The sequence below is a fragment of the Aquibacillus halophilus genome (assembly GCF_009649745.1).
Lineage (GTDB): Bacteria > Bacillota > Bacilli > Bacillales > Amphibacillaceae > Aquibacillus > Aquibacillus halophilus.
On record NZ_WJNG01000003.1, the window covers coordinates 165,696 to 191,142 of the forward strand.

The following is a 25,447-nucleotide window of genomic DNA, read 5'->3' on the forward strand; positions in this document are numbered from 1 at the left end:
CTGATAACTATTGCACAGTACAAAACTACTGTGCATTCAAACGACATCTATTTGGACCAACTTTGTGAAACAATGTACTTAAAGTAGCGGGTGCTCATGTTGAATAAAAAAATGGATCAGAGAAGACTGCTCACCTTTAGGGGGAGTAACAAATGAATGATGATATGCTTCATAACGAATTAAAAATATTAGAAAGTAAATTACTTCCCAAGGATTGTAATTTTTCTGATGAGCAAAGAGAAGTAATATATTCAAATGCATGCGCTAATGTAGTAGCAGGTCCAGGTAGTGGGAAAACTACAGTTCTAATAGCTAAGATTGCATTGACTTTAAGTCAGATGAAAAGCCAAGTTAATGCTTCGGAGAAAGGAATTTGTATAATCACTCATACCAACGTTGCTGTTGATAAATAAAAGAACAACTAAATGCTAAAGGAATTGAAAATGTTGATTCTCCTCACTTCACTTTCTTATTGTTTTATATATAGTAAAGGACATAGTAAAATTCATCTTCTTTTGTCGTAGATCTTCTTTGTAAATTGTATCCGATCCTTAACTTCTAACTTCTCATAAATATTGGTAATATGGTTTTTGACCGTATGAAAGCTTATGGATAAATTTTCTGCGATGGTTTGGTTATCCAATCCGTTAATTATGTTAAAGGCAATTTCTTTTTCCCTTTTTGTAAGGCTGTCTAACCCATGTATTATGGTTTGAAACTCCATCTCATCACGGCTACTTACGTTATTAGGAACATAGTCTCCATCTTTTTTTAAGTAAAAAAGTTTCTGTTTTCCGGTTATACGTACCTCTAAGAAAGAAGTGTTAACAAGATGCTCCAAAGTTTCCTTTATGTGTTCTTCTGTTCTACCTAAACGCGTAGCAAGACTATGTTGAGTTTCAAAGCTATTTTTATTTTTAGAAAAAAACTGTACACATTCTGTTTCTACTAGTTGAATTTTATATCCGTCCATTCAATTGGCTCCTGTTATAGTAGTCGAAAAAAAGGTATTTCATTTATAGTTTCAACTATATATGGAGCTGAAACTACACCTGACTGAGACTTTGTGACCTGTAGGTATTGGTATCTGTTATACACCCATGTCTTTATAATAACGTCCGACTTTTGTTGAAGCAATGCCAAAGTTTCCTTATCTGTTTTATCAGCATTACAAATTACAAATGAAGTAATTCCAATTTCTTTTTCTGCTGCTACTAACTCGACGTAAATATCTTTTACAAAATCTATGCCTCTCTTTTCCAGAATCGAATTTATATTGTATACCCAAAACCATTCTCCATCTCTACTATCTAGGTCATTTTTTACAAATGCGACTAGTTCTTCAAATATAAATGCCTTAAAACTCTCGTTGTCTAAGTTCGCTATGTTATAAACATGTGAAGCAATCTTAGGATTTATCACCCTATTATATTGTTCAGTAAAAACGCCCTTTTTATTTAAAATATATTCCTCTAAATCAATATTGTAGCTTTTAAAAAGCTTAAGTAATTCATCTATTGTTATAGTATTTGATAAAAGATAGGCAAACTTTCTATCTTTCTTTAAGAGTTCGCTCACAATGGACATAAGAATACGCTTATACCCAGCAATACTATCTACTTCTAATAAATAAATTAGCCCTTTTTGAATTCCACCATCTAATGATTTATCGAGCAATTTATCGCCAGTGGTAACAGATGAATCATAGGAAGAAGTAACCCTATTCACAGGTATGTGAGGAGGAACAAGGTAAATTCCCTCGTCTATAAATCGATAGGTATGTGTTCCCTCAAAAACTTTAGTTCCTCTCATCTTTACAACTTCCAACGTTCTTTCCTTATAATCATCAAATTTTTCGACAAAATCTAATTGAATCACACCATCAAAAAGAAAGTTTTCAAAGGGAATTTCGCTTTGACGAGTAGATTGTTCTACAATCAAAAGAGACGTCAACCGGTTTCTTACAAGTGAGTTTTTTAAGGAATATATTGATTTCCTCATTTCTTGATCACCTTGCTCAAGATACTTAATTAAACTTAAACTGTCTATTACAACCCTTTGGCAGTTTATCGATTGAACCAGTTCCTCAAATAAACCAGATGGCTGTAGCATTTCTCTAAGTAAAATTTCAGGTGAAAGAGTAACAACTTTTAAGAGGTTTTCACCTTCCAGTTTTTCAATATCAATTCCATAATTTAGCATATCACTATAAATTTGTTCCGGTAATTCCTCAAACGTTATATATAAACCAGGCTCACCTATCATGGTGCCTTGGTGTAAAAATTGAACTCCTATTGTAGTTTTACCTGTCCCTGGTGCCCCTGTTATAACAACACCGTTGCCCTTAGGAATACCGCCACTAAGAACCATATCTAAACCTTTTATCCCAGTTTTTATAAGCTCTTTCATCGATATACCTCTCTTTCCATGATTATCCATTATAACACAAACAATTGTGGATAATCATTAGCATTGGCTAAATCTAGTGTCCATAATGATCCAGGGCTCGTTCAAATTTAGTTCGGTTTAAATAAAGGGTAACATATCGATGATAAGTAACAAAAGGAAGTTTCAATAAAACTTGATTATAAGTAACTAGTGTTGGGAAAATACTATTGTTGGATAGAAACTTTTGAAGAACCAATTATTCCTTACCATAAAGCTTGATTTGTAATGGTAGTACTAAGAATCATTTGCTTCAGGTGTCATTGAAAAGATAGTTGATACAATCCTACATTTCGAAAAAGGGCCAGACATAAGCAAAGAAGGAATACCAATACCTATCGGGTTTGGAGAGCAAGACATTATGAAAGAGACACCACGTTTATTTAGTGATAAATTTATGTTGTTTTATATTACAGAAATGTCTAAAGATTCTCTTACAATCTATTCCAACGCGCTTTCCACCTCATCAAGACAAGATGTTGTTGATTATTTTAAGATGTGTGTTTAAATAATTCGGTAATCACCTATGAAAAAGGACTACATTTATCACTTCTCCAACCATTCCATATCCAAATAAAGTTGATTTTGTTGTGACGGAATCATTTATCTCAGTAATAGCGGGTAAGTTCAGACCTTTAACTGGATAGAGATAATACAATTACAAATTAACATAAACACAAATATATTAGGTAAATCACTAATTTTGGGATTTAGTCAAGTTGCGTCATCAGAAAAATTAAGAAAGTATTTTCGCGAAGGAGTCAAAGTATCAGATAGACAATTAAACAACTAGGAAATTCCTTATAACTGATAATCTAACTACTCCAAATATCATGGATGCTGAAATTTTTGATTCTCCTACTCCACCATTTTCTAATAAGCTAATGCTTTATCACACACCTCTTGCCAACACTATCGGCATTTCAAACCTGGTCAATTAACTATACTCACAGGAGATATAGTTAAATATGCAAATGAAGGAATGAATCTTATGATTGGTAATTGATGGCTAGAAGAACCTCCGACGGCTGCGGTCCGTAGAAAGATTTCAAAAAAATCTAATGGAAGTTAACCTGTGGAATGTCATGTGGGTTCTATGAAAAATAAACAATCAAAAGATCACTTGTGAATCATTACACTTAAAGTGACGGGTGCTTTACTTCAATAAAGAATTGCCACCCTTGTTCCACTAACGCAGCAGTATAGTTGTGCGAAATGTTCCTAGCTTAAATGGAGGATGGTCACATTTCTCTGGTAAAGGCTAGGCAATTCCTTGTGGAATTGAAGGATTATATCGAAGAATCAAATGAAGAGGTAACGCTCGGAAGGGTTCTCTCTTAGTCGATTAGCACTGAATTCAGTAAGGATGATAGTGTTAAGAGCTCGGTGAAAAGGCGTAAGAATTTACCGTACCAGTGAAGTTTAGCTGACGAAAGCCTACCCGCGATGGTGGTGTAAATCATGATGCTTGAGTTGAATGAATATGGTGAGTATGCGAATAAACCTAAAAGAAAAAGGTTAAGCTGACAAACTTCTGAATGTACGGGTCTAGAACTGCAATACATAGAAATGTGTATATCACCAAATGTGAGGTTAACTGTGGGTGAGTAAAACTAATTAATATGAAAATCCATGATATGTTAAAGGCATATGAAAGTTAACAGGCTTACAGGAAGCACCTAAGTTCATTTTATAATAAATATAATTCAACGTTGTAAGCTGATGACGTGGAGGTCTTACTTCCGATGAAACGGCAATAAGGAAAACCATAATGACAATAGTTATGGTATAACTTATTTTTGTATCAGTGAAAGTGGTGGCACGGTACCAATGAAGTGTCTAATTAACACAGAGGGATAGCCACTAGACTAATGAAGAATCATTCAACCATGTAAGGCAGATCTTTATCGGTTAATAAGGTTCTCGTGAGACTAAAAGAGGTTTAACTCCGAAAGGGGTAGCCAACTTATTGAAACGGAAGAAACTGAGGCATAACGAGTATTACAATCTACAAGAGTGTTTCGACACTCTTTATGCTCGTAGTACCAATGGTGAAAAGTTTTATGGATTAATAGAATTGATGAGTTCTAATGAGAATATACGTCTTGCCTATCGAAATATAAAGAGAAACACTGGAAGTAAAACGGCAGGCACAGATAAATTAACAATTAAAGATATTAGTCACTTGTCAGTGGAAGATGTAATAGTAAAGGTTCAAGAGATGTTTCAATTATATGAACCACAAAAAGTTAGACGTGTTTTGATTCCAAAAGCAAATGGTAAGAATCGACCTCTAGGAATCCCAACTATTTGGGATAGGACTTTTCAACAGTGCATTCTGCAAGTATTAGAACCCATTTGTGAAGCGAAGTTTCATAAGCATAATTATGGATTCAGACCGAATAGAAGTACCCATCATGCGAAAGCAAGATTTGAATTTTTAATCAACCAATCTGGGCTTCACCATTGTATTGATGTTGATATTAAAGGTTTCTTTGATAATGTTAATCATAGTAAACTCTTAAAACAAATTTGGTATTTAGGTATAAGAGATAGGTCATTAATCGCCATTATTTCAAAACTATTAAAAGCTGAAATTCATGGTGAAGGTGTACCAACTAAAGGAACACCGCAAGGTGGCATTCTATCTCCACTACTTTCAAATATCGTTTTAAATGAACTAGATTGGTGGATAAGTAATCAATGGGAAACTTTCACAACTGAGTTCCAATACAAAACAAATGGGATTAAATATCAAGCACTAAAGAAGTCTGAACTAAAAGAATGTTATATTGTCCGCTATGCGGACGACTTCAAGGTGCTTTGTCGCACACGTTCACAAGCAATCAGAATGAACTGCGCAATTAAAGATTTTCTGATGACTAGACTGCACCTCGAAACTAGTGAAGAAAAGTCTAAGGTAATAAACCTAAAGAAAAATTCTTCCGAATTTTTAGGATTTTCCATTAAGGCAGTTAGAAAGGGCAAAACGAGATTTGGCTATGTAGCCAAGTCAAATATGTCTAAGAAAGCAAAGCTAAATGCTTCCAACAAAATAAAAGAAGCAATCAAAGCTGTTCAAAAACATCCTGGTAATCAAACCGTTTGGAATTTTAATACTATCGTTATGGGGATACAAAATTACTATTCAGCAGCCACTAGAATTACGATAAATCTTAATGAGTTAAACTCTTATCTACGAAAAACGATGTATAATCGCCTAAAGATTCTTAGAACAGACGCAGAATTTCATGAAATGACTAAGACATTACAAAAGAGGTATAAAGGATACAATTGCAAACTGTATAAGATACAAAACATGGTTTTTGTACCCATCCATGCCCAAAAATATAAAACGAATTTATGCTTTTCCCAGGATACGTGCAATTACACGACCGAAGGTAGAGAAAAGATACACAAAGGGCTAAAAGCCATAAGTAAAGATGTCTTATCTTACATCATGAAAAGTTTTATTCCTAATCGAACAATTGAATATAACGACAATCGAATAAGTAAATTTATCGCTCAGTATGGTAAGTGTGCCATTTCTGGAATAGAACTAGGTCTAAATGATTGGCATTGCCACCATAAGAATCCTTATCATCTTTCAAAAGATGATTCATTCTCTAATCTAGTTATACTGCGTATTTTATTCTTTACTACAATTATCCTCCTTTTAAATTCCCTTTTTTTGCTTTGATCATGTTACCTGTTTGTTTATTGCTAGGAAAACAATATGACATGATAAAATTTCTTTCAGGAAATGATACCTTAACAAAACTATATAATAGGAGATACGTTATCGATACCTTTCCTAAACTTAACTTCTAATGGATAAAAAAAAGGAGAAATTAATATTATTTCTTATTGATGTGAACAATTTTAAAATGGTAAATGATAATTATGGACACGAGACGGGAGATAATGTTCTTAAACATCTTTCAAATTTACTATTAGTTAATACAAGTAAAAGTGACATTGTTGCTCGTTATGCAGGTGATGAATTTATTATTATTTCCCCTTTTACCGACGAAAAGGGGAAGGATATAATTATTAAGCAAATTAATGAAGAATTAAGGGGATTATCTGAAAAGTTAAATATAGATATCTCTGTTTCAATTGGAACTTCTGTGTACCCTAATGACGCGAAAACATTAGATAGTTTATTAAATATTGCTGATCATAGTATGTATAAAAAAAAGAATGTTTTTAAAGAAGAATCCCATGAATTTAAACGGGGAGTCTAAAACATCTATCCTTTTTTCGGTATTGTATTCAGACGTTTTCTGAGGTCTTTCTAGATAAGTGAAATTTATTTTCTTCAACTATAGGGTCTTTCCTTGAATAAGGAATTGCACTCCTTGTTCAACTATTGAAGCAGTAATGTACAATAAGAAAATCATCATTCTGTACAGCGTAGTAGACTCTTATCGCGCAACAAGAAATAGAAACATTTGTAATAAAAAGAGCAAAGATAATAATCATCTTCGCTCTATCTTCTTAAACCTCGTTATTATGAACCAACAAATTATTGCTAATAGCCAATAGATAGGGAATGAATAAATGTTCTTCCAAGTAATCTCCTGATATATATTAAAAAATTCCATAAATCGTTCAGCTAAAAATGCCAGGAATGCGGATTGAAGACCTGAGATGAGAAAAAAATCTTTAAATTCCCCCCCCCAACGTTGATAAATCAACATAAACGGAATAATTACAATACCTACATCGTAAGGGTATAATTGTGGGTTCAGGTAAGGTGTTAAACGCACAGGATATACCCATGCCAATGCATTACTCCCAATGGAATCAAGAGTAATAGCAGAAACTGCATAAAATAATCCATAAGCTGTAACCTCTGTAATTCTCTGGTTATCAGTAAACATCCACCATACAATGGGAGATGAAATACTAAGAATAACTAATAGCCACCATTTCCATGTATAAAGATTATGTTCTCTCCAAAAGTTTTGAAGCGAATCTTGAAAAGTTTTTTCTATTTGTATTAAATCCTCAATAGGAATTGTATTTAACATTAAAAACTGATAAAAGTCCAAAGGTACTGTGCTCATTTATAAACACCCTAAGTTGTTTGATATATAGGTATGATTCATCAAACAACAGTAATATATTCACTATTCAACTAACGGATGATACTACGCATTCAAACCACATCTGTTTGCACTGAAATTGTGAAGACTTCACTTAAAGTAACGGGTGCTTTACTTTAATAAGGCGAAGTCAACCTTGTTTCACTAACGACGCAGGTTAGTTTAATTAGGAGGAGAAAAATGAAATCTATAATAAGTTATTTTTTATATGCTCTTCTATTGTTTGGGACATTACTTTTAGTGTCATACATTGATTTCAGATTAGAAAAATAATTGCAAAACAAGACTATCGTGTGTGGAAATGGATAACGATTAAACAGTTTTTGTTTATTCCAGTCGGGTTTGCGCTTGCTTTCCCTTACTTAATCAAAAATTTTAAGAAAGATGGAAAATGGAAGTTTGATTATAAAAAATTCATATTTTTTGGTATTCCTGCTTTATATTTAACTTTTTCCTTTAGCCTTTACTATAATAGTCCTTTGGGCAATCTTGATATTCCTTTGTGGATCAGGATGGATGGAGCTGAAATTGAATTAGGAGGTACTATTTTAGGATATATAATCTTATCTTGTTTCTTTAAAACCAAGAAGGAGTAGGATACAGTTAATGATTATTCAAATAACAGGTGCTTTTCAACAATAAAGTTTTCAAGTTAGGAGGTTCCTTATGGGAGGAATAATTAACTTATTCTTAGGAGTCGGTATTGTATTTTTAATAATATTTTTGTTTGTGGTATTTTCCTGTATTAAAAATAGAAAGTGATTACTTTTGGCTGTTAAGCTAACGGGTGTTTTACTTCAATAAGGAAAAAGCATTTCTTGTTCAACTATTGTAGCAGGTTAGCTGAACAGGGAATTGAAGCAAATTTAAAGTTAAGGTAGGGGGGAGACGATGAGAAAAATAGTTTATATTTTTTCTGCAATTATAATATTTGGTGTAGGGTTATTTATTTATTGGGACTGGACAGAAAGAAATTCCTCTTTTGCTACACCTGAAGAGGCGTTAGGAAGTGTGAAGAACCCCTCTTTGGAAGTGGTAGAGATTATTGATACAAAGGTGCTTAAAGGAACCAACTATGCGTATGTATTTTTCTATTCACAAATCGATGAACCTAAAGATTATTATGCTGTATCTGAATTTGAAAAGGGGAAATATGGTTGGAAGTTTGTTCGTATGTTTGGAGGAGGGAATATTGTAGAAGATAATGCGAATGGTGGTTTAGCCGTAGGTGATGTTGAAAGTGGCGAGTATTACGGTTTAGCAACTTCTAACGTTTCTACTGTAAACCTTGTACATCTTGAAGCAAAACTCATTCCATTAGATGAAAAAGATATGAAGATTTGGATATTCTTCAATCCTACTTCGGAAGATATGAAAAGTAAGCCTGATTTCTTAGATAAAGATGGGAAATTATTAAACTAAGGGGTGCGTTACTTCAAGAAGTAATTACATCTCTTGTTCTACTAAAGAAGCAGGTTAGTTCAATAAGAAGTAATAAAATGGAGGGATTTGGTGAGAAAATCTGTTGGAATATTTTTAGGAACTTTTATAGGTAGTTTTATTCTTTTTACGATATTAATCAACTTCTTTCAAGTTGATGGTGGAAACCCATTAGAACCTATCGTATTAGCAATTGGAACGGTCATCATATTATTGCTTTGTTATTTAATTACTTTAATCCATTACCTTATAAAACAACAACAAGGTAATGGTAAAGAAGACGCGAACATTACAGCTTTTTCAGTAGATAATGATAAAAGTAACTAAATTAATTTTCAATTAACTGGTACAAAGAAGATCGTCAATTGCGGCGATCTTTTTTTGATTTTTAAAAAATTAATTGGAATTTTATGTTAAAATTAATTTAGTGGTACTTGAACTTTTGTACTTACAGTAACGCTACAGAAATGTCACAAGAAGCGAAAATATAATAACTTTACTATTTAAATTTTGATAATTCTGACGTGTCAATAATAAGTTGAGGTAGGTATGGTGAGAAGAATGTTCACGAACCAAACAAAATTAGATAGAGAAACAATAATTTTATCAATTGTCAATAAAAGGACTGAAATGTTAAAGCTAGCAGAAACAAATGGTTTATGCTGCGACGACACAATAAGATGTAGTCAGGAACTTGATTCGTTGTTAAACAACTTATCAAAACTATATGCAGAAAATTTAGAGCAGGATAAATAAATTATTAACCTAGTTATTTAATATAATTAATTGATATTTCAGAAGGAACTGATGTCTTTATGGGAGAAGAAGAACTTAATCAACTATATTTAAAACACAAAGGGAGGGTTTATAATCTCGTACTTTATTATGTGAAAGATCCTTATTTATCAGAAGATATTGCTCACGAAGTTCTTCTCAAATGTTATTTTAATCGCGAAAAATTTAGTGGTCACTGTTCCATCAATACGTGGATGAATCGAGTTACCGTTAACCATTGTATTGATTATTTGCGCAGTAGCCATATGAAAAAAATAACGCCTTCTGAGAATATTGATTCTTTACTTAATCAACAATTAACCTTAGAAGACACCGTAGTGATATATATTGATAATGAGAATCTTAGAAAACAAATTGATCTACTCCCTTCTATCTATGTAGAAGTTTTAAATCTTTATTATTTTAAGAACTATTCGATAAAGGAGATCCATAGTGTCTTGAAATTAAATGTTTCTACCGTTAAAACCAGATTATATAGAGCAAAAAAAACCTTAAGGAAAATGTATGATAATGATGAGGAATTTAGCACTTTGATTAGTTCTCGGTAAATTTAATGGTATAAGAGTTTAACAAATGATTGTCGATTACAGCGATTCTATTTTTGTATTTGAATAATTATTAGAATTTTATGTTAAAACAATGTGTGAACAGATGTACTTAAATTAACGACGCAGGTTAGTGTAAGAAGACTTGAGGGGGAATACAAGAAAATGAAGAAATTTATAATTTTTAGTTTTCTAGTTATACTGCTAGTCTCTTGTAGTCGGAGCGAAAAGGATAATTACGCTTTAGTTCATTCTGAACTGTTACCTGATGAGAATGACCATTATTCATTAGAGGCAGTCGGAAAAGAAATTACATTTGAAATACTGCAAGAGAAGGATATAACTAATGTAAGCCCAATTACAAATTCAGACTCCTATGAATTTTTGAACAAGCAATATCCACAACTTGATATAAAAGAAAAACCCGCTTTTATATTATTTGATGTTAATGGATTGGCGCTAAAAACGTATGATTACAATGAATTAATAAATTTCTTACAAGACAATCAAATTGAATAGCATTAGTTATTAAGCTAATGGGGGCTTTACTTTAATAAGCTAAATGATCAAAGACCTTCAATTCCACCTTTTTAAACTGGTGTATGTTGAAGGTCCTTTTATATAGCAAAAATACTGCCATTTCTTAAAAGGATTAAATTACAAAATATACACTTCAAACGCTTACCTGTAAACAGACGCTAAATTATCGCTTCTTTTCGCCACATTAACAAAAGGTATGTATTATAAATCTGTAACATATGTTGAGCTAATTTTTAGCGGAAAGGGAGTTTATAAGTAAGATGAAGTTAACAATAGGTCAATTCAAAAGATTATATAGTGTCGTAAAAGAAGGAGATCCCTCTTGTTTAAAGGGGGTGTTCTATTCAACGAGTAAAGAAGAACTTTTACGAAAAGCTGTCAACCCATCAAAATACTTAAACGACACCAGGCTATTGGATATTATTTGGGAAGGGGAAGGTCTTTATCATATCTGGCATGATCAAGGTAATCTTAAACTTGTTAATAGCATTAGAGCTTTTGAAGGAACAACAGGTATGAATCACAAAATTTATTTGGGTAATCAGGAAGAGATAAAGAATGCTGTTGTAGAAGAGTTAAGTAATATAAATTCGAACTTTCTTTATATGGTTTGGCAGATAGACCAATTTGCGCAAATGACTGGAAAGTATAGAGACATAATCTTACTCGAGTCTTGCCTTAGTAATCGAAGACTTTCTGAGTCAGAAGTGTTTGAAATACTTCATTTCGAAGTAAAAGCCCCTGAATTTTATCGCGTTTATGAAATAAGAGAATTGGCACCTGAAGATTTAGCTGAATACTTTGTTCAAAAGAATTTGAACCATCTTTTAGTATAAAAAGATATGGGAGTTAACTATTTTGGAAACTGTCTCCTATACTTATTGGGAATCCTCAAACCATATTAACATTAGTAGGAAAAATAAAGAGTAAAATTACCCTAAAATAACATGTAGACAACGATGGTGCAAACAACATAGTTTAACAAAGGTATTAGAAGTGATTAATTATTTTATTTCCATTAAAGTGTCTTGTTTAAGTAGAAAGAAGAAAAGTCAGCAGTGCCATTTGTTGCGCAGTACAAGAAAACTATTCAATAGAAAATAATAATCCATAATTAGCATGATTGTAGAAAACCTATGCCTAATTCCCTCGGTAAAGATAAGGAGGATTAGGCTTTTTTACTTCAAAACCGTTGACATACTTCTATTGGTAAATGCGTTGACGTAGCCTGCTAAATTCCTTGGCGTAAAGTGGTAAAAAAGATGGGAAGGGTGGTAAAATCTCTTGACTGTATTCACCTGCTAGCAAAACATCATAAATTTGTATTCGATCACTAGTATCTTCAACTGTTTTGTCATTAAATATTTCTGCAGCAGTTAACTTTATATTTTCTGTTTCTTTAGGAAATTCATTTTCAACTAATAAATCTGCGATTTTGCATTCACCTACTTTAACTCCGTAAAATGTAAATTCCATTTTAGTTAAATCTGTTAATGTATAACTATTTCTAAAAGAATTAATATTAAAAACATAAAATAGATTTTTCTTCACCCTTAACGGCTAATAAATCATAATAGCCCCTTTAAGAATCTCATCAATATCTACAAAATTAAAATCTGCTAACTCTTGAGTGTACTTGGTATCCTCTTTTAAGAGTTTAATATAAGGAGAATACATTTTTATGAAGGTAAAAGAGCCATTTACTGCATCAACTTTATAGCCTTAAAAAGTACTAATTTTGCTCTATTCTCTTCGCTATTTGCAAAATCTACAAAATCTGATAACAGAATATTGGTGATAGTAGATTTTAACAAAGAATCCTTAGATTTTTCTACACCAGCACTGCCTGTTAAAGAGATACTTGCTTTTATCAATGACAAAAAGTTTCCCCACTACAACTTTTCCCTCTGTAGATCTATTGAGCTTATAAGCAAATTTCCCACTATCTTCATCGACAACCTCAATATTTCCTCCATAATAAATCTGTTAAAAATCAGTTGCGAAACCTTCATCAAAATAAATAACCTTGTACATCGCCCATTCACTCCTTTTGCTTTCTATAAAATAAGATTCAATTAATATAATCAATAATCCAGAATATACACAAATTAATTTGGCATATTATTACAATTTTTTTAGCCCCTTCAACAATCCGACCCGGTGTTGTATATTATAAGCCCAATTCCTCGCTATAAATAAGGAAGGATTAGGCTTTTTTTATCTTTTAATATATTTTAACGTGTTAAATCTACACTTTCCTGACGCTATCCATTGGTAAAGGGTGTAGACAATGAGTGGTAAAACTCGATTCAACCATTAAAATATGACAATGGTACACTTCATTGGGTGTATTCATTCGGATACAAACAACTCAATTAAGAAAAAGAGTACATCAATATGCTCCTTGTCAGAAGTCAAAGAGTTTCCAGAGATCTTACATTGGTACTTTCTGGGTGTTGCAACTTTTAAAAATAGAAGAAATTATTTTTCGCTTTTACTCGCCATCATTTTGGCAACAAGGTATTATCTTGAAAAGAGCAGTATGGGAGGTGGAGGTAAGAGTAAGGTGCAATTGTCAGGTGCAATAACTCGATTCACAAATTAAAAGTACCTCTATTTTCATTACCTGGAATATAAATTCTTTATTTACTTATAGTAGTGGAGAAGCACTAATTGGTTTTAAGGTAATGAGAATGATTATTATTTTGTTTGTAAACATAATCTATTTCCATCGATAATTGTTTTGAAAAAAAAATTTTACATTTTTTTTGGGTAGGTGGTTTCCTTTTTACCCCTTAAGTCAGTATAACAATAGTAAGAGCAATTTTTAGAAAGGGATGGTGCTACAACATATTTGGGAAAGCTAATTATATAATAGAGGATTCAGTTTCAGTGGATAGTGTCATTTTCACACAAAAAATTTAAAAAGGGAAGCTATATCCGAAGTTATTCAATCACAAAATATATCAGATTTTGTCAACCCAATCGTTATATCTTAAACCTCGATACCATTTAACGTAAAAGGATATTTATTAGAGATACTTGATAAGTTATTAGAATTAAGTGAAGAGGGTAAAAAGTCCCTTCCAAATTTAAGACAATTAGTGAAGTTCCATACAAAGGACATTAATGTACCAATATGTGTAGTCCATTGCAGATAGTTTGTCGGGTTTTCAACTTAAAAAAATCATAATGTGTAATTTGCAGTTAGGTGTTATACAAATATTTATAGATTCAAAAGGTGTTGCTAATAACACGAGTTTCAGTATCCAAAGAAGAGCAAGGAAATTTGATTAAAAAGAGTAATTAGAGATAAACATCAATTAAATAAGGAGATGAATTAATTGAGTAACAGTAGCAAAAATCAAAAAACAGAAAGTAAATCTATTAAAATCGAAAGTATTGAAAAATTCACGCTCAGTCAGATGAAAAGTTCTTTCCCATTTGAGGTAGCTTATATTGACCACACACAATCGGATATTGATTTAGTGAATACTAAGAACAGAACAGTCCTTGGACGGCCGTGGTTAACTCTCTTAATAGACGAGTCATCAAGAAGCGTGCTTGCATTAACTTTGAGCTTAGATTCACCATCATTTGTATCTAATATGAAGGTAATTCGTGAGTGCGTATAAAAACCATTCAGATCCTAACAACTAATAATAGATAGTGGCAAAGAATTTAGAGATAGGGATTTTATGACTCTCTCAGAGAAATACTCAATGCAATCAATATTTCGCTAAAGGAAAAGATATTGTATCCAACATTTGAAAGAGTGTTTAAAAGTATAGAACAAGATAGTGCCTAGTGTCTATAGAACACTTTCAAAAGTTGTCAGACATGAAGTGGAAAATGTAACTACATTACCCCTTGAAGATTTGAAAAATAATTTACTTCAACAATTTTTCAAAATGTATGATCAAACAAAACAACAAGAGTTAAATGGTATGAGCCCTAGAAAAGCTTTTTACAATCATATATATGAAGGAAAGAGAAATGCAACATATGATGAAAACTTTAAGGTAATGACTTGTGTTAGACCTAAAATAAGGACCAGAAGAGTAATTCTGTATAAAGATATCAAAATCAATGGTAATTACTACTGGTCAAAAGAACTCATTAATTTGGGTGAACAGAAGCTGCCGGTTAAATACGATCCGCAAGATACAAGCATAGCTTATCCATACATTGGTAATGAGTGGCTAAGACTGCTTTGTAAATAATAGAACTATTTTTTGGTTTCGTCTGAAGAATGAAAAGGCACTCTATGACAAACAAAATGGAATATTTTTCATTACATGCGGAACAATACCTCAAAACGAGGTGGCTCAATTGGGTGAAAATATTTTGATTAGTAATAGAAGTGTTCTATACAATTTAAAACCCATTGGAATAGGGACAGAGATGGTAGAGAGCCTGACTAGCTACCTATCGAGATTGGCATTTGAGCATAGCACAACAGTTGGGCAATTGGTAAACAAATTAATAATTCCAGCTAAGAGTAAGGTACATCTTATTCGAAGTAGTGAATTTGGGGGTAACCGATTTTATGAAGGGGCAAAAACAATAAATGGATATATGGATTATGCCTCTAATATAATTTATGCTTTGGGAAAATTAACAAGTAGAACAGACTTACAAGAACTTACTTTAGTAAATTTGAAAGGTGTTATTCCATTAAGGGGGTTATTTAAGCAGTCATTAACATGGTGCCCGGTTTGCATCAAAGAGTGGAGAGATGATAAAAGCACAGTTTATTATCCTCTAATTTGGTACTTAAAGCTTATCAGTGTATGTCATAAGCATTCCTGCTATTTAACAGATACATGTCCTCATTGCAATAAACAACAGGATATTCTAAGGAGGCAATCATTAATTGGGATTTGTCAGCACTGTTTTCAACGATTTGATTTGGTTCCTTTTACTGAAGAATTTTCTGGAGATAAGGAGTGGCAGAAGTACGTCGTTAGGAATGTTAGTTCCTTGTTATCATATGAGGGAAGATTAATTTCTGATAGGAGCTCATTTCTAGTTAACAATCTAAATCGTATCTGTGAAGAAGTATTCGATGGGCGTATAACTAATTTTAGTAAACAACTAAACTTTGCGGAAAGTTCTATAAGAGGGTGGCTGAGTGGAGAAGTCACACCATCATTAGAAAAACAAATTTTTATTAGCCATAGATTAAGCATAAAGATTGAACAATTACTATTTGACCCCCTCAACACTGACGAAATTGATGTTATAGTGCAAGAAAAGAAAGAAGAAGTATTGAAGTCAACAAATGATAAAAGAAAGATAGATCATGATTTTGTAAAAAAGCAATTAGAAAAAATAATCCAGAGTAGGGAATCTATCTCCATGTCAGAAGCTGCTGAAAAAATAGGAGTCAATAAGCGAACGCTTTATAGAAACTTTCGAGACCTTTGTATTCAAATATCACAGAAGCATAAAGAATACCTTGGAGAAAGAAAACTTCAGAGAATAATGGATTTAAAAGCACTTATAGAGAATAGTTTTATAGGGTTATGTGAGCAAAGAATTTATCCGAGCAGAAGAAAAATGGAGCATGTAATGGATAAACCAGGAGTATTGAAAGAAAGGGAGTTACAACACCATTGGAAGGGACTATTGATAAAAAGTGACCTACTAGAGGGTGAACTAATAGAGGAAGGTGAAGGGAATGGTAATGAACTCAACAGAGTTTAATGAATGGGCTGAAAAATTAGCTTTATCTGATGAAACAAAAAGAGAAATAGAAAAGATAAGAAATTCTCCTCCGGCTAGGCGAGTTGGTGGTGGTAAAAAAAACGTTAGCGGAAGATTCAGTAGTAAAAAAATGGGAGTAACGATTCAATTTGAGAGCCATAAAGTGGAATATCCATATTTACATATGCTTGAGTATGATGAAAATGTAATAGAATTCTACGATCAACCCCCTTCGATTAAGCTACTAAGCACTGCTAAAAGTGGAAAAAATCATGGATATATGTACACGGCAGATTATTTTGTAATAGAAAGAGAAAAAGCTTATTGGGTTGAGTGTAAAACAGAGGAAAAGCTAATTAAATTATCTCAAGATAATCCAAATAGGTATTATTTTGATCAAAACTGGGAATATGTCCCTCTGAGAAGTTATGCAGAAGAGTTTAATCTAGGTGCTAGAGTGTTTTCTTCCAAAGAAATAAATTGGAGACTCTATAGGAATTTGCTATTTCTTAAGGATTATTTCAATGATATGAATAAACCAGATAAAGAGGTGATAATCAGCATTAAACAAAAAATACTTTCTTCTCCAAATATCACTCTACACGACTTGCTGGAAAGTACAGAAGTAGAAAGTTATACAATTGATGATGTTAATGCATTAATAGCGTCACAAGATTTATATGTCGATTTGTATAATTCTGTGTTAAGTGAACCTAAAGATGTTAAAGTATTTTTAAATAAAGAACAAAGTAAAAGTTTGTCAATGTTGGATAAAAAATCGTCGGATTCTTTTATTTCAAAAAAAATTGATTTGAAAGCTGGGAGCAAAATTCTATGGGGAGAGAAAATATTTACTATTAAAAATATTGGAGGAGATACAGTTTTCTTAGCCTCCCATGACAAAACTTATACTGAACTACCCTTAAACATATTTGAAAACTATGTAAGAGAGGGATATATCAAAGGTAGACAGGAAAAGTCAACTGTTCCTGCTGTTACTAAGAAAATTATGAAAGCAAATGAAGATGATTTAAAAATAGCTAATAAGAAGTATGATGTTGTAAAAAAATATTTAAATGGTGAAGAACTAGAATTAATTGATGTAACTGATAGAACTATTAGAAATTGGGTTAAAAGTTACAAAGATGCGGAATTAAAATATGGGAGTGGATATATAGGTCTTCTACCAAAGAACAAAGAGAAGGGAAACAAAAAGCACAAGATGCCTCAGGAATCTATAGATTTAATGAACGAATTTATTACAAATAGCTATGAGACCATAAAAAATAAACCAGCAAGTATTGTACATGGCGAATTGTCAAATTTATGTGAGGAAAAAACGCTTCATGTACCATCATATCAGACTTTTTGCACAGCGATAAAAAAAAGAAGTAATCACTCTTTGACAGAAAAAAGACAGGGAAGCCGTGCCGCATATGTGTACGAAAACTTTTATTGGGAGCTTGAATTTACAACACCAAAACACGGTGATAGAGTTTTTGAACTTGTACACATTGACCATACTGAACTTGATATAGAGCTTGATATTAATGGAAAGGACTCAAAACGTCCCTGGTGTACTTTTATGATTGATGCCTTTTCAAGGAAAATTCTTGCGTTCTATTTATCATTCGAATCACCATCGTACAGATCTTGCATGATGGTAATTCGAGAGTGTGTAAAGAATCATAGTCGTTTGCCAGATTGTATTGTACTTGATGGTGGGAAAGAATTTAATAGCATTTATTTCGAATCATTATTAGCCAGATACGAGATTCACAAGAAGGAGAGGCCAGCTGCTAAAGCAAGGTTTGGAAATGTCGTGGAACGATTATTCGGAATTGCAAACAAAACGTTGATCCATGCTTTACTAGGTAATACACAGCTCATGAAGAATGCTCGTCAAGTCACAAAAACAGTTAATCCTAAAAATCATGCAATATGGAAATTCGAAGAGTTTTATAAAATGATGAAACATTGGGTAAATGAGATTTACGATAACAAGCAAAATCCATCATTAGCCAAAACTCCTAAAGATGCTTTTGCACAATCACTACTAAATACAGGTAATCGTCCTAGTTCTTTAATTCCATATGACCAAAATTTTATTATTATGACATTACCATCTCCAAAAGGAAAGACTAGAAAAATCCAAATTGGAGGGATCAAAGTTGATAATAGGTTGTATTGGTCTGATAAGTTTCTTGATCCCAAAACCGAAGGAAAAGTTGTAGAAGTACGTTATGACCCATTTAATTTAGGAATTGCTTTTGTGTTTATAAACAAAAAATGGGAGAAGTGTACTTCCGAATATTTTGCTCAGTTTAATGGTAAGACAGAAAAAGAGTTACAACTAATTACGGAGCAGTTGAAAGAAGAAAGAAGAAGTTACTCTCGTAATATTAGAATTTCAACGCAGATGGTTGCAAATTATATACAAGAGTTGGAAATAAGAGAAAAAGATATGGAAATTGAAAAATTTGAACAAGAAAAGGAAGTTCGAAAACAGCATTTAGAGGTAGTAAATAATAATCCAGATATTGAATCAACAACTATTGAAGAAAAGTATGTTGAAAATGAAATCGAGGATGAGGAGCTAGAGTACTATGAGGATATGGAGGAGCTAGGCTTATGAGTAGTAAGGCAAATAATTCAAAAGCAGAAATTTTATTAGAATCAAAAGAACAAAAAATATCTTATTTTGAAAAGTTTACAGCTTCACATCCAAAGTTGATACAAGTAATGAAAAAGTTAAAAAATGAAATTTATTCTCAAAGTAACTCAGATATATTAATGGTAGTAGGTCCTTCAGGTGTCGGGAAATCGAAGTTATTTGAAAGAACATTAATTTCAATTTTAAAAGATTTTTCGAGTGAAATGGAAGTTGATAAGGGTATGATTCCGATTGCAGGAATGGAGCTTCCAAATCCTGATTTAGGAAAATTCAGCTGGAAAGATTTTTATTACAGGGTACTATTACAACTAACTGAACCTCTTATCGATGATAAAATAGATATAGAAGCAATGTTGAGAAATAAACAAGGTAGTCTTGATGGTAAGAAAGCAGGAACTGCACCAGAGTTAAGAAGATCTGTGGAAAAAGCTTTTGATAACAGGAAAACTAAAGCTTTTTTAATTGATGAAGCACAACACTTCTTTAATATAGGTAGTCGTTCAATTTCAACTAAACAATTTAACTCGATAAAGTCCTTAGCTAATATGGCAAATACAAAGATAGTACTTTTTGGTACATATCAACTAAACGAAGTTATTAATTTAGATGGACAACTCTCCAGAAGGGTAAAAGAGTTGCACTTTCCTAAATATGATTATTCTAACCCTGATGAAGTTAAGATGTTCAAAAGTATTTTATTTTCATTTCAAAGAAATTTACCAGTTGAGGAACAGCCTGATCTAATTCAGTACCATGAATATATATATGAACATTGCGTAGGGTGCACAGGAATATTAAAAAGGTGGTTACAAAGGTGTTTATCTGATGCTCTTGAATCAGGTCACAAGACTATAACTTTTGAAAATTTAAAAAGGAATGCATTACAAAATAAGAAGTTACTCACATTAGCTCATGAAGCGATAAATGGTGAAGGGGAATTTCTAGATAACGATAATGATATTGATGAGTTAAAAAGGTTGTTGAAAACAAACAAAAGGCAAGAAAAACCCTCGAAGGCTTCAGTTAATAAAACTCCTGGGAAAAGAGATCCAGGTAGAGATAAAGTTGGTGCAAGCTGATTGGCGTTTAGTACACGCCTGTCAGCTTGATTATTAAATACCAGTTACATTAATAGTTAAAAAAGCCTATGATGAAGATTCTTATTTAATAAAAATGCTAAATTAAGAATAGTTAAGTGTGAAATTGAACAACCTAATCCATGATATTGAGAGAAAAACTAAGTGGGGGAGAAATAGTGAATATTGTTTTACATAGAGTAATAGAAAAAGAGAGCCAACTAGATCATATCTTGTCTTCGAGAAGTGTTTTATATAATTTAGAACCTATTGGTTCTGGAACGCCTTATGTAGAAAGTTTGACAAGCTACATTTCTAGGTTAGCGAATGCACATAATGTAAGTGTTAGTTCACTTATCAAAGGGCTAATTGCTAAAACGACAGATAAAGTATACTTGAAAAATAGTTTATCTGAGGGTATTTTTGGGGACACAGCTAAGTATATAAATGGCAACAGCCGTTTAAGTATAGAATATGTGGATGTACTAGAATTGTTAACGTCTCGGAATGACCTTAATCAATTGACGATGAATAGTTGGACGGGTATATTTTCAGGTAACGTAGTTGGAGATTATAGAAAATGGTGTCCTAGTTGTTTGAACGAATGCAAATCCAATTCAAAAGATATACATGAGCCTCTTATATGGTATATATCAGGTATTGATAAATGTGAAAAACATGAAAACATGTTAAAAAAAGCATGTCCAAGTTGCAATAAGAAATTGCCTTTTATCCATAGTCACTTTGTAGTAGGTTATTGCCAGTATTGTTTTACTTGGTTAGGTGATGATTTACCTAGAAAGATAACTAAGCCCCTACCTGAATTAGAATCATTTATTATGGAGAACTATAAACTATTAATTGAAAAATCATTTTCTGCAACTAGTTTACCTACAAAAAAATCTATTAGTCTTGCATTAAGTAAGGTAATGAATTCTTTAAAGATTAGTAATACTAATTTTGCTAAGTTAATAGGGGTAGGGGATTCAACCCTTTCAAGTTGGCTTCACAATAGAAGTATTCCTTCTAAAGATAATTTAATCAGAGTTGCTCGGACATTAAATTGTAATATTTTTGATCTTATCATGAGTGAGAATATGATTGAAAAAATAAGTGTAGATAAACAAATATTATCGGATCTGCATAAGAGTTATAAAAGGGGTGACTATGTCTCAAAGTCTGAGACAAAATTTTATATAAAAAACGAATTAACTTCAGATACACCAAGGAGCATAGCTCAATTAGCTTCTAAAAAAGGGTTTAGTCCACAGTCTGCAAGAGATCAGTTTCCAAGTCTATGCAAACAATTAAGTGCAAGATATGCTCATTATCAAAGAGGTATCTGGCATGAAAAAATAAGAGAAATAGAGGGTAATTTAAAATTCGAATTAACAAGAGAAATTCCACTGAGTTTAGCTGAATTCCATGAAAAATATGGTTATACACCAAGTACAGTCAGAAGATACTTCCCAGAACTTTGTGGAGAAATTGTACTTAGGTATAAAGAATACAAACAAAAATTGAAGTTGGAAAGAATAGAGAACGTAAAAAAGGAGATCAAAAATATAACCTTAGAAATTCACGACCGTGGGGTGTATCCGAATAGGAAATTAGTCCAAAAGAACTTGAAACAACCTGCAATATTCAGAAACCCAATTTATCGTGATTACTGGAGGGGAATTGTTTTGTCCTTGGGATACAATCTGTGAATCTGGTAAGTATAAATACCAAAAGGAAAAAAATCGTTTTAATTAAGCCGCTAATTTATTGATGAGCATAGCTTGATTGAATCTGCTTGGAATTTTCAATTTCAGCAGATTTTTGTTTTTGATGATACGAAGATGATCCCGCTAGTGTGATATCAATTTTTTAGTGTTTAGAATTATTCTTTTATTTCTATCTAAGTAAATTAAGTAAAATTATTATTGTCCTCCCGCGGTAGCCAGTTTCAGCTCAATTGGGATTCAGAAGACGTAGCCAAGAAAGTGATTTAAATAGTAAATATAACATTTAAATAAAACATAAGTTTTCCTAAAATAATAATATAAAGCATAAAGCTTCCTAAAACATCAATTTCTAGTATGATATTTAGATTAAAGGTTTTGAAAGTAGATTTAAAAACAACTTTGTAATCTTGTAAGCCTAAGTGGCTCATGGCTTGGAAAGCTTATGCTTTATTGTTTGGAAATTATATGATTTAAGTCACATTTTAATGTGATTCGAAACATAATATTGTGCAATGGAACGATTAAAGCAAAATTAAATTTAAACCGTCTAAGTCTGTAAACACTTATGTTTGCAGACTTTTTTTGCGTGGAAATTGTAGGCCAAATGTGGTGTCCTCAGTCCTATCAAAGGATGTTGAAAAGTATACTCTCCACCTCCTCTCTTTGTGAGCCTAAAACTGCCTACACAAAAGGAGGAGATTGAAAGATTGTAAAATGCGAAATCTTATCATCATAGAATTGTAAGAGATTAATGACAATCATGCGGATGTATGGGATTTCAGTGATCTACTCGGCTATTCTTGGTTTGCTTGATAGTTATTTCCCGGAATAACAACGCAAATTCCAAGTAATTTCCATTTAATTTTAGAATTATAGTTATCTAAAAATTCTGTTGATTTTTGTCGACTTTACACTTACACTTACAGAATACATAGGATAAATGGCATATCTGTCAAACCCCATGAAGGATAAAAATAGTTAGATCTTATTGCAAATGATAGCGTTAGCAAAGAAGCTTATTTTTTCTTACTTAAAGTGAAATTAATGAAAAATTGAGGGATCATAATGAAACTATTCTCTAACTTAAAAAAGAATGATCAAAGAAAATTTAAAAGTAGAAGAAACATTTTTTCATTTAAAAGTATAAGAGCTCGGATTATGTTTGGATTTTATATCGTAATAGCGCTTGTTGTCTATTTAAGTATATCCAACTCTTTATCATTAAACTCAATCGGAGAGGATACAAGAAACATAATAGAAGAAGAACTACCATTGCTGATAACGAATGAGAAACTTCAAATTAATACGAACGAGCGAGTAAGTTTAGTCCGTTCTTATGTTTTATTTGGAGAATCAAAAGATTTAGAGCGTTTTAATGAATTAACTGAAGAAAGCCGTAAGTTAGAGGATGTAATGTTGCAATCAAATGTTGCTGATGAATTTGAAATCCTAGCGAATAAAAGTAAATTGTTAGAAAACTATATCCAATCTAATGTTTTTGAAGCATATAATCAAGGACGTGAAGACTCGGCACGAATAAATTTGAGTACAGTTAACAGAATGACTGATGAACTAATTAGTGGTTACTCGGAACTGGGAGTGAATCGGGAAACATCTATAGTTGATCAGGGAGAAGATTTATTATCATCAGCTAATTCTTCAATTATTGTAGGGATAGTAATCTCATTAGTGGTAATCATTTTTAGCATTATAATTGCTTACATTGTTTCGAATCGAATATCAAAACCAATAAGAAAAGTTAGTAATCGAATGAATGCTATTGCAAATGGAGATCTCACTAATGATCCTATGGTTAATAGAGACCAAGATGAAGTGGGTCAATTAATAGATTCAACTAATAAGATGAGTGAAAATCTAAAAGACCTCTTGGGTGAGATAACTAACGTTTCTGGTTCAGTTTCCAGTCAAAGTGAAACATTGACAAAGGCAACAAATGAAGTGGAAGAAGGTAGTAATCAAATTGCTTCTACTATGCAGGAATTATCTTCAGGTGCAGAAGCACAGGCTAATCATGCAAGTGAGCTAGCATCTTCTATGTCGGATTTTTCAGAAAAGGTATACCAAGCTAACGAAAGTGGAGAAAGTGTCTATGGATCTTCGCAAGAAATTTTGGTTCTTACTGATGAAGGTAGCAATGCTATGAATCTGTCAATAAAACAGATGGGGATTATAGATGGTATTGTGAAAAACGCAGTAGAAAAGGTTAGTGGTCTTGATAAACAATCGCAAGAAATCACAAAATTAATTGGTGTTATTAAAGATATAGCCGACCAAACGAATTTACTAGCGCTTAACGCAGCCATTGAAGCTGCTCGAGCTGGTGAACATGGGAAAGGTTTTGCAGTTGTGGCTGATGAAGTTAGAAAACTAGCTGAACAAGTGTCCTTATCAGTAACCGATATTACTGAAATTGTGGGTAGTATTCAACGCGAATCGAATAACGTAACAGAGTCATTAACAGGTGGATACAAAGAGGTGGAGAATGGTAAAAACCAAATAGTCTCTACTGGTAAAACCTTTGAACAAATAAATAATTCATTAAAAGAAATGGTTGATGAAATAAAGTTGATATCAACTAACTTATCAGGTATTGCTTCAAACAGTGACTTAATGAATAAAGCTGTCGAACAAATAGCTTCGGTATCAGAAGAGTCCGCAGCAGGAATAGAACAAACATCTGCCTCCGTTCAACAAACTGGAAGCTCAATGGAGGAAGTTGCATCAAGTGCAAATCAGTTGCAGTCATTAACTGAATCACTTAATGGTTTAATCTCTAAGTTCAAATTAAAAGTCTAATCTATAATTTCAGAATAAATTTTATACAAACAAGCCCAATAGTGTAACTTCATGTATAATTATTAGTAACATGGTTTGCTGTAATTATTGAATTCTTAAGTACTCATGAGGTGAGAAGGAATGGGAAATGAAAGCTTTAACAATCAGCAAAGTAGTAATAATGAAGGTTTTAGAATTTCTCCTAGTTACCTATTTGAAAAATTTGGTGCTCATAAGGACATTACGCTTGTTTACGGAGAGCCAATTGAGGTCGAAAATAGGAAGGTATTACCTGTAGCAAAAGTAAGCTATATGTTTGGTGGTGGAGGTGGCTTTTCAGAGATTATAGACAAACTTCCTTCAGGTCAAGGCGAAGGCGGAGGAGGTTTTGTTTCGATTAAGCCGGTTGGTGTTTATGATATATCAGCAAAAAAGACCACTTATAAGCCAATCTTCGATTTCAAGTTAATAGTGATTTGCTTTACACTACCTTTACTACTTTTTTCTTGGAGAAAACGTAACAAAAACAATAATCACAGAACAAACTAATGGATTGCCAATATGGCAATCTATTTTTTTGAGCACAGCA

At 32.4% G+C, this 25,447-nt stretch carries 24 protein-coding genes and 1 pseudogene; 20 read left to right on the forward strand and 5 right to left on the reverse strand.

Going from position 1 to position 25,447, the window contains the following annotated elements; translation table 11 throughout:
• Window positions 1-152: 152 nt before the first annotated feature.
• The gene (locus GH741_RS05200) at window positions 153-413 is read left to right on the forward strand and encodes a UvrD-helicase domain-containing protein (RefSeq protein ID WP_153735719.1); all 261 of its coding nucleotides are present in this window, start codon (window positions 153-155) and stop codon (window positions 411-413) included.
• A 92-nt stretch (window positions 414-505) separates the two neighbouring features.
• Here the strand turns inward: GH741_RS05200 and GH741_RS05205 are convergent, their stop codons facing one another.
• Window positions 506-973 carry a helix-turn-helix domain-containing protein gene (locus GH741_RS05205; RefSeq protein WP_153735720.1) on the reverse strand — a complete coding sequence of 156 codons (468 nt, stop codon included), beginning with the start codon at window positions 971-973 and terminating at the stop codon, window positions 506-508.
• 14 nt (window positions 974-987) lie between these two features.
• Window positions 988-2,409, reverse strand: coding sequence for an ATPase domain-containing protein (locus GH741_RS05210; RefSeq protein WP_170287566.1), 1,422 nt, complete (start codon window positions 2,407-2,409; stop codon window positions 988-990).
• A gap of 361 nt (window positions 2,410-2,770) precedes the next feature.
• Here GH741_RS05210 and GH741_RS05215 point away from each other — a divergent pair, with 361 nt between their 5' ends.
• From GH741_RS05215 to GH741_RS05225, 3 genes and pseudogenes are all read left to right on the forward strand, one after another.
• Window positions 2,771-2,953, forward strand: coding sequence for a DUF3231 family protein (locus GH741_RS05215; protein WP_338079255.1), 183 nt, complete (start codon window positions 2,771-2,773; stop codon window positions 2,951-2,953).
• A gap of 1,461 nt (window positions 2,954-4,414) precedes the next feature.
• Window positions 4,415-6,088: pseudogene (ltrA, locus tag GH741_RS05220) on the forward strand (group II intron reverse transcriptase/maturase); the annotation flags it as partial.
• Between the two features lie 187 nt (window positions 6,089-6,275).
• On the forward strand, window positions 6,276-6,692 hold the full coding sequence (locus GH741_RS05225; RefSeq protein WP_153735724.1) for a GGDEF domain-containing protein: 417 nt from the start codon (window positions 6,276-6,278) through the stop codon (window positions 6,690-6,692).
• A gap of 234 nt (window positions 6,693-6,926) precedes the next feature.
• Here GH741_RS05225 and GH741_RS05230 read toward each other — a convergent pair whose 3' ends face one another.
• Window positions 6,927-7,517 carry a hypothetical protein gene (locus tag GH741_RS05230; protein ID WP_153735725.1) on the reverse strand — a complete coding sequence of 197 codons (591 nt, stop codon included), beginning with the start codon at window positions 7,515-7,517 and terminating at the stop codon, window positions 6,927-6,929.
• 362 nt (window positions 7,518-7,879) lie between these two features.
• Here GH741_RS05230 and GH741_RS05235 point away from each other — a divergent pair, with 362 nt between their 5' ends.
• The 7 genes from GH741_RS05235 to GH741_RS05265 all read left to right on the forward strand — a co-directional run bounded on the left by GH741_RS05235 (window position 7,880) and on the right by GH741_RS05265 (window position 11,712).
• Window positions 7,880-8,152, forward strand: a complete 273-nt coding sequence (locus GH741_RS05235; protein ID WP_153735726.1) for a hypothetical protein — start codon at window positions 7,880-7,882, stop codon at window positions 8,150-8,152.
• A gap of 295 nt (window positions 8,153-8,447) precedes the next feature.
• On the forward strand, window positions 8,448-8,978 hold the full coding sequence (locus tag GH741_RS05240; protein ID WP_153735727.1) for a hypothetical protein: 531 nt from the start codon (window positions 8,448-8,450) through the stop codon (window positions 8,976-8,978).
• Between the two features lie 90 nt (window positions 8,979-9,068).
• Window positions 9,069-9,323, forward strand: a complete 255-nt coding sequence (locus GH741_RS05245) for a hypothetical protein (RefSeq protein ID WP_153735728.1) — start codon at window positions 9,069-9,071, stop codon at window positions 9,321-9,323.
• 222 nt (window positions 9,324-9,545) lie between these two features.
• On the forward strand, window positions 9,546-9,752 hold the full coding sequence (locus GH741_RS05250; protein WP_420809385.1) for a Spo0E family sporulation regulatory protein-aspartic acid phosphatase: 207 nt from the start codon (window positions 9,546-9,548) through the stop codon (window positions 9,750-9,752).
• 59 nt (window positions 9,753-9,811) lie between these two features.
• Window positions 9,812-10,339: an RNA polymerase sigma factor gene (locus GH741_RS05255; RefSeq protein WP_153735729.1), complete on the forward strand. Its 528-nt coding sequence runs from the start codon at window positions 9,812-9,814 to the stop codon at window positions 10,337-10,339.
• 162 nt (window positions 10,340-10,501) lie between these two features.
• The gene (locus GH741_RS05260; RefSeq protein WP_153735730.1) at window positions 10,502-10,855 is read left to right on the forward strand and encodes a hypothetical protein; all 354 of its coding nucleotides are present in this window, start codon (window positions 10,502-10,504) and stop codon (window positions 10,853-10,855) included.
• A 281-nt stretch (window positions 10,856-11,136) separates the two neighbouring features.
• Window positions 11,137-11,712: a hypothetical protein gene (locus GH741_RS05265; protein WP_153735731.1), complete on the forward strand. Its 576-nt coding sequence runs from the start codon at window positions 11,137-11,139 to the stop codon at window positions 11,710-11,712.
• A 367-nt stretch (window positions 11,713-12,079) separates the two neighbouring features.
• On the opposite strand, the gene GH741_RS05270 is transcribed toward GH741_RS05265, so the two are convergent.
• The gene (locus tag GH741_RS05270) at window positions 12,080-12,427 is read right to left on the reverse strand and encodes a DUF6414 family protein (protein ID WP_153735732.1); all 348 of its coding nucleotides are present in this window, start codon (window positions 12,425-12,427) and stop codon (window positions 12,080-12,082) included.
• A gap of 149 nt (window positions 12,428-12,576) precedes the next feature.
• On the reverse strand, window positions 12,577-12,750 hold the full coding sequence (locus tag GH741_RS05275) for a DUF6414 family protein (RefSeq protein ID WP_153735733.1): 174 nt from the start codon (window positions 12,748-12,750) through the stop codon (window positions 12,577-12,579).
• A gap of 449 nt (window positions 12,751-13,199) precedes the next feature.
• Between GH741_RS05275 and GH741_RS05280 the strand changes: the two genes are divergently transcribed.
• The 9 genes from GH741_RS05280 to GH741_RS05320 all read left to right on the forward strand — a co-directional run bounded on the left by GH741_RS05280 (window position 13,200) and on the right by GH741_RS05320 (window position 25,407).
• The gene (locus GH741_RS05280; RefSeq protein ID WP_153735734.1) at window positions 13,200-13,481 is read left to right on the forward strand and encodes a hypothetical protein; all 282 of its coding nucleotides are present in this window, start codon (window positions 13,200-13,202) and stop codon (window positions 13,479-13,481) included.
• Window positions 13,482-14,220: 739 nt separating this feature from the next.
• Window positions 14,221-14,511 carry a hypothetical protein gene (locus GH741_RS05285; RefSeq protein ID WP_153735735.1) on the forward strand — a complete coding sequence of 97 codons (291 nt, stop codon included), beginning with the start codon at window positions 14,221-14,223 and terminating at the stop codon, window positions 14,509-14,511.
• A gap of 165 nt (window positions 14,512-14,676) precedes the next feature.
• A complete protein-coding gene (locus GH741_RS22270; protein ID WP_153735736.1) occupies window positions 14,677-15,099 on the forward strand; it encodes a Mu transposase C-terminal domain-containing protein in 423 nt (140 codons plus the stop codon).
• 109 nt (window positions 15,100-15,208) lie between these two features.
• A complete protein-coding gene (locus GH741_RS05295) occupies window positions 15,209-16,585 on the forward strand; it encodes a TniQ family protein (RefSeq protein WP_153735737.1) in 1,377 nt (458 codons plus the stop codon).
• Window positions 16,560-19,220 (forward strand): Mu transposase C-terminal domain-containing protein, encoded by a 2,661-nt coding sequence (locus GH741_RS05300; protein ID WP_240795419.1) that lies wholly within the window; start codon window positions 16,560-16,562, stop codon window positions 19,218-19,220. The genes GH741_RS05295 and GH741_RS05300 overlap by 26 nt, the downstream gene beginning before the upstream one ends.
• Window positions 19,217-20,338: a TniB family NTP-binding protein gene (locus GH741_RS05305; protein ID WP_153735738.1), complete on the forward strand. Its 1,122-nt coding sequence runs from the start codon at window positions 19,217-19,219 to the stop codon at window positions 20,336-20,338. The genes GH741_RS05300 and GH741_RS05305 overlap by 4 nt, the downstream gene beginning before the upstream one ends.
• A 176-nt stretch (window positions 20,339-20,514) precedes the next feature.
• Entirely contained in the window at window positions 20,515-22,044 is a 1,530-nt protein-coding gene (locus tag GH741_RS05310) for a TniQ family protein (RefSeq protein WP_170287567.1), read from the forward strand.
• A 1,176-nt stretch (window positions 22,045-23,220) separates the two neighbouring features.
• The gene (locus GH741_RS05315; protein WP_170287568.1) at window positions 23,221-24,879 is read left to right on the forward strand and encodes a methyl-accepting chemotaxis protein; all 1,659 of its coding nucleotides are present in this window, start codon (window positions 23,221-23,223) and stop codon (window positions 24,877-24,879) included.
• Window positions 24,880-24,999: 120 nt separating this feature from the next.
• Window positions 25,000-25,407 carry a spore germination protein GerW family protein gene (locus GH741_RS05320; RefSeq protein WP_153735741.1) on the forward strand — a complete coding sequence of 136 codons (408 nt, stop codon included), beginning with the start codon at window positions 25,000-25,002 and terminating at the stop codon, window positions 25,405-25,407.
• Window positions 25,408-25,447 lie beyond the last annotated feature (40 nt).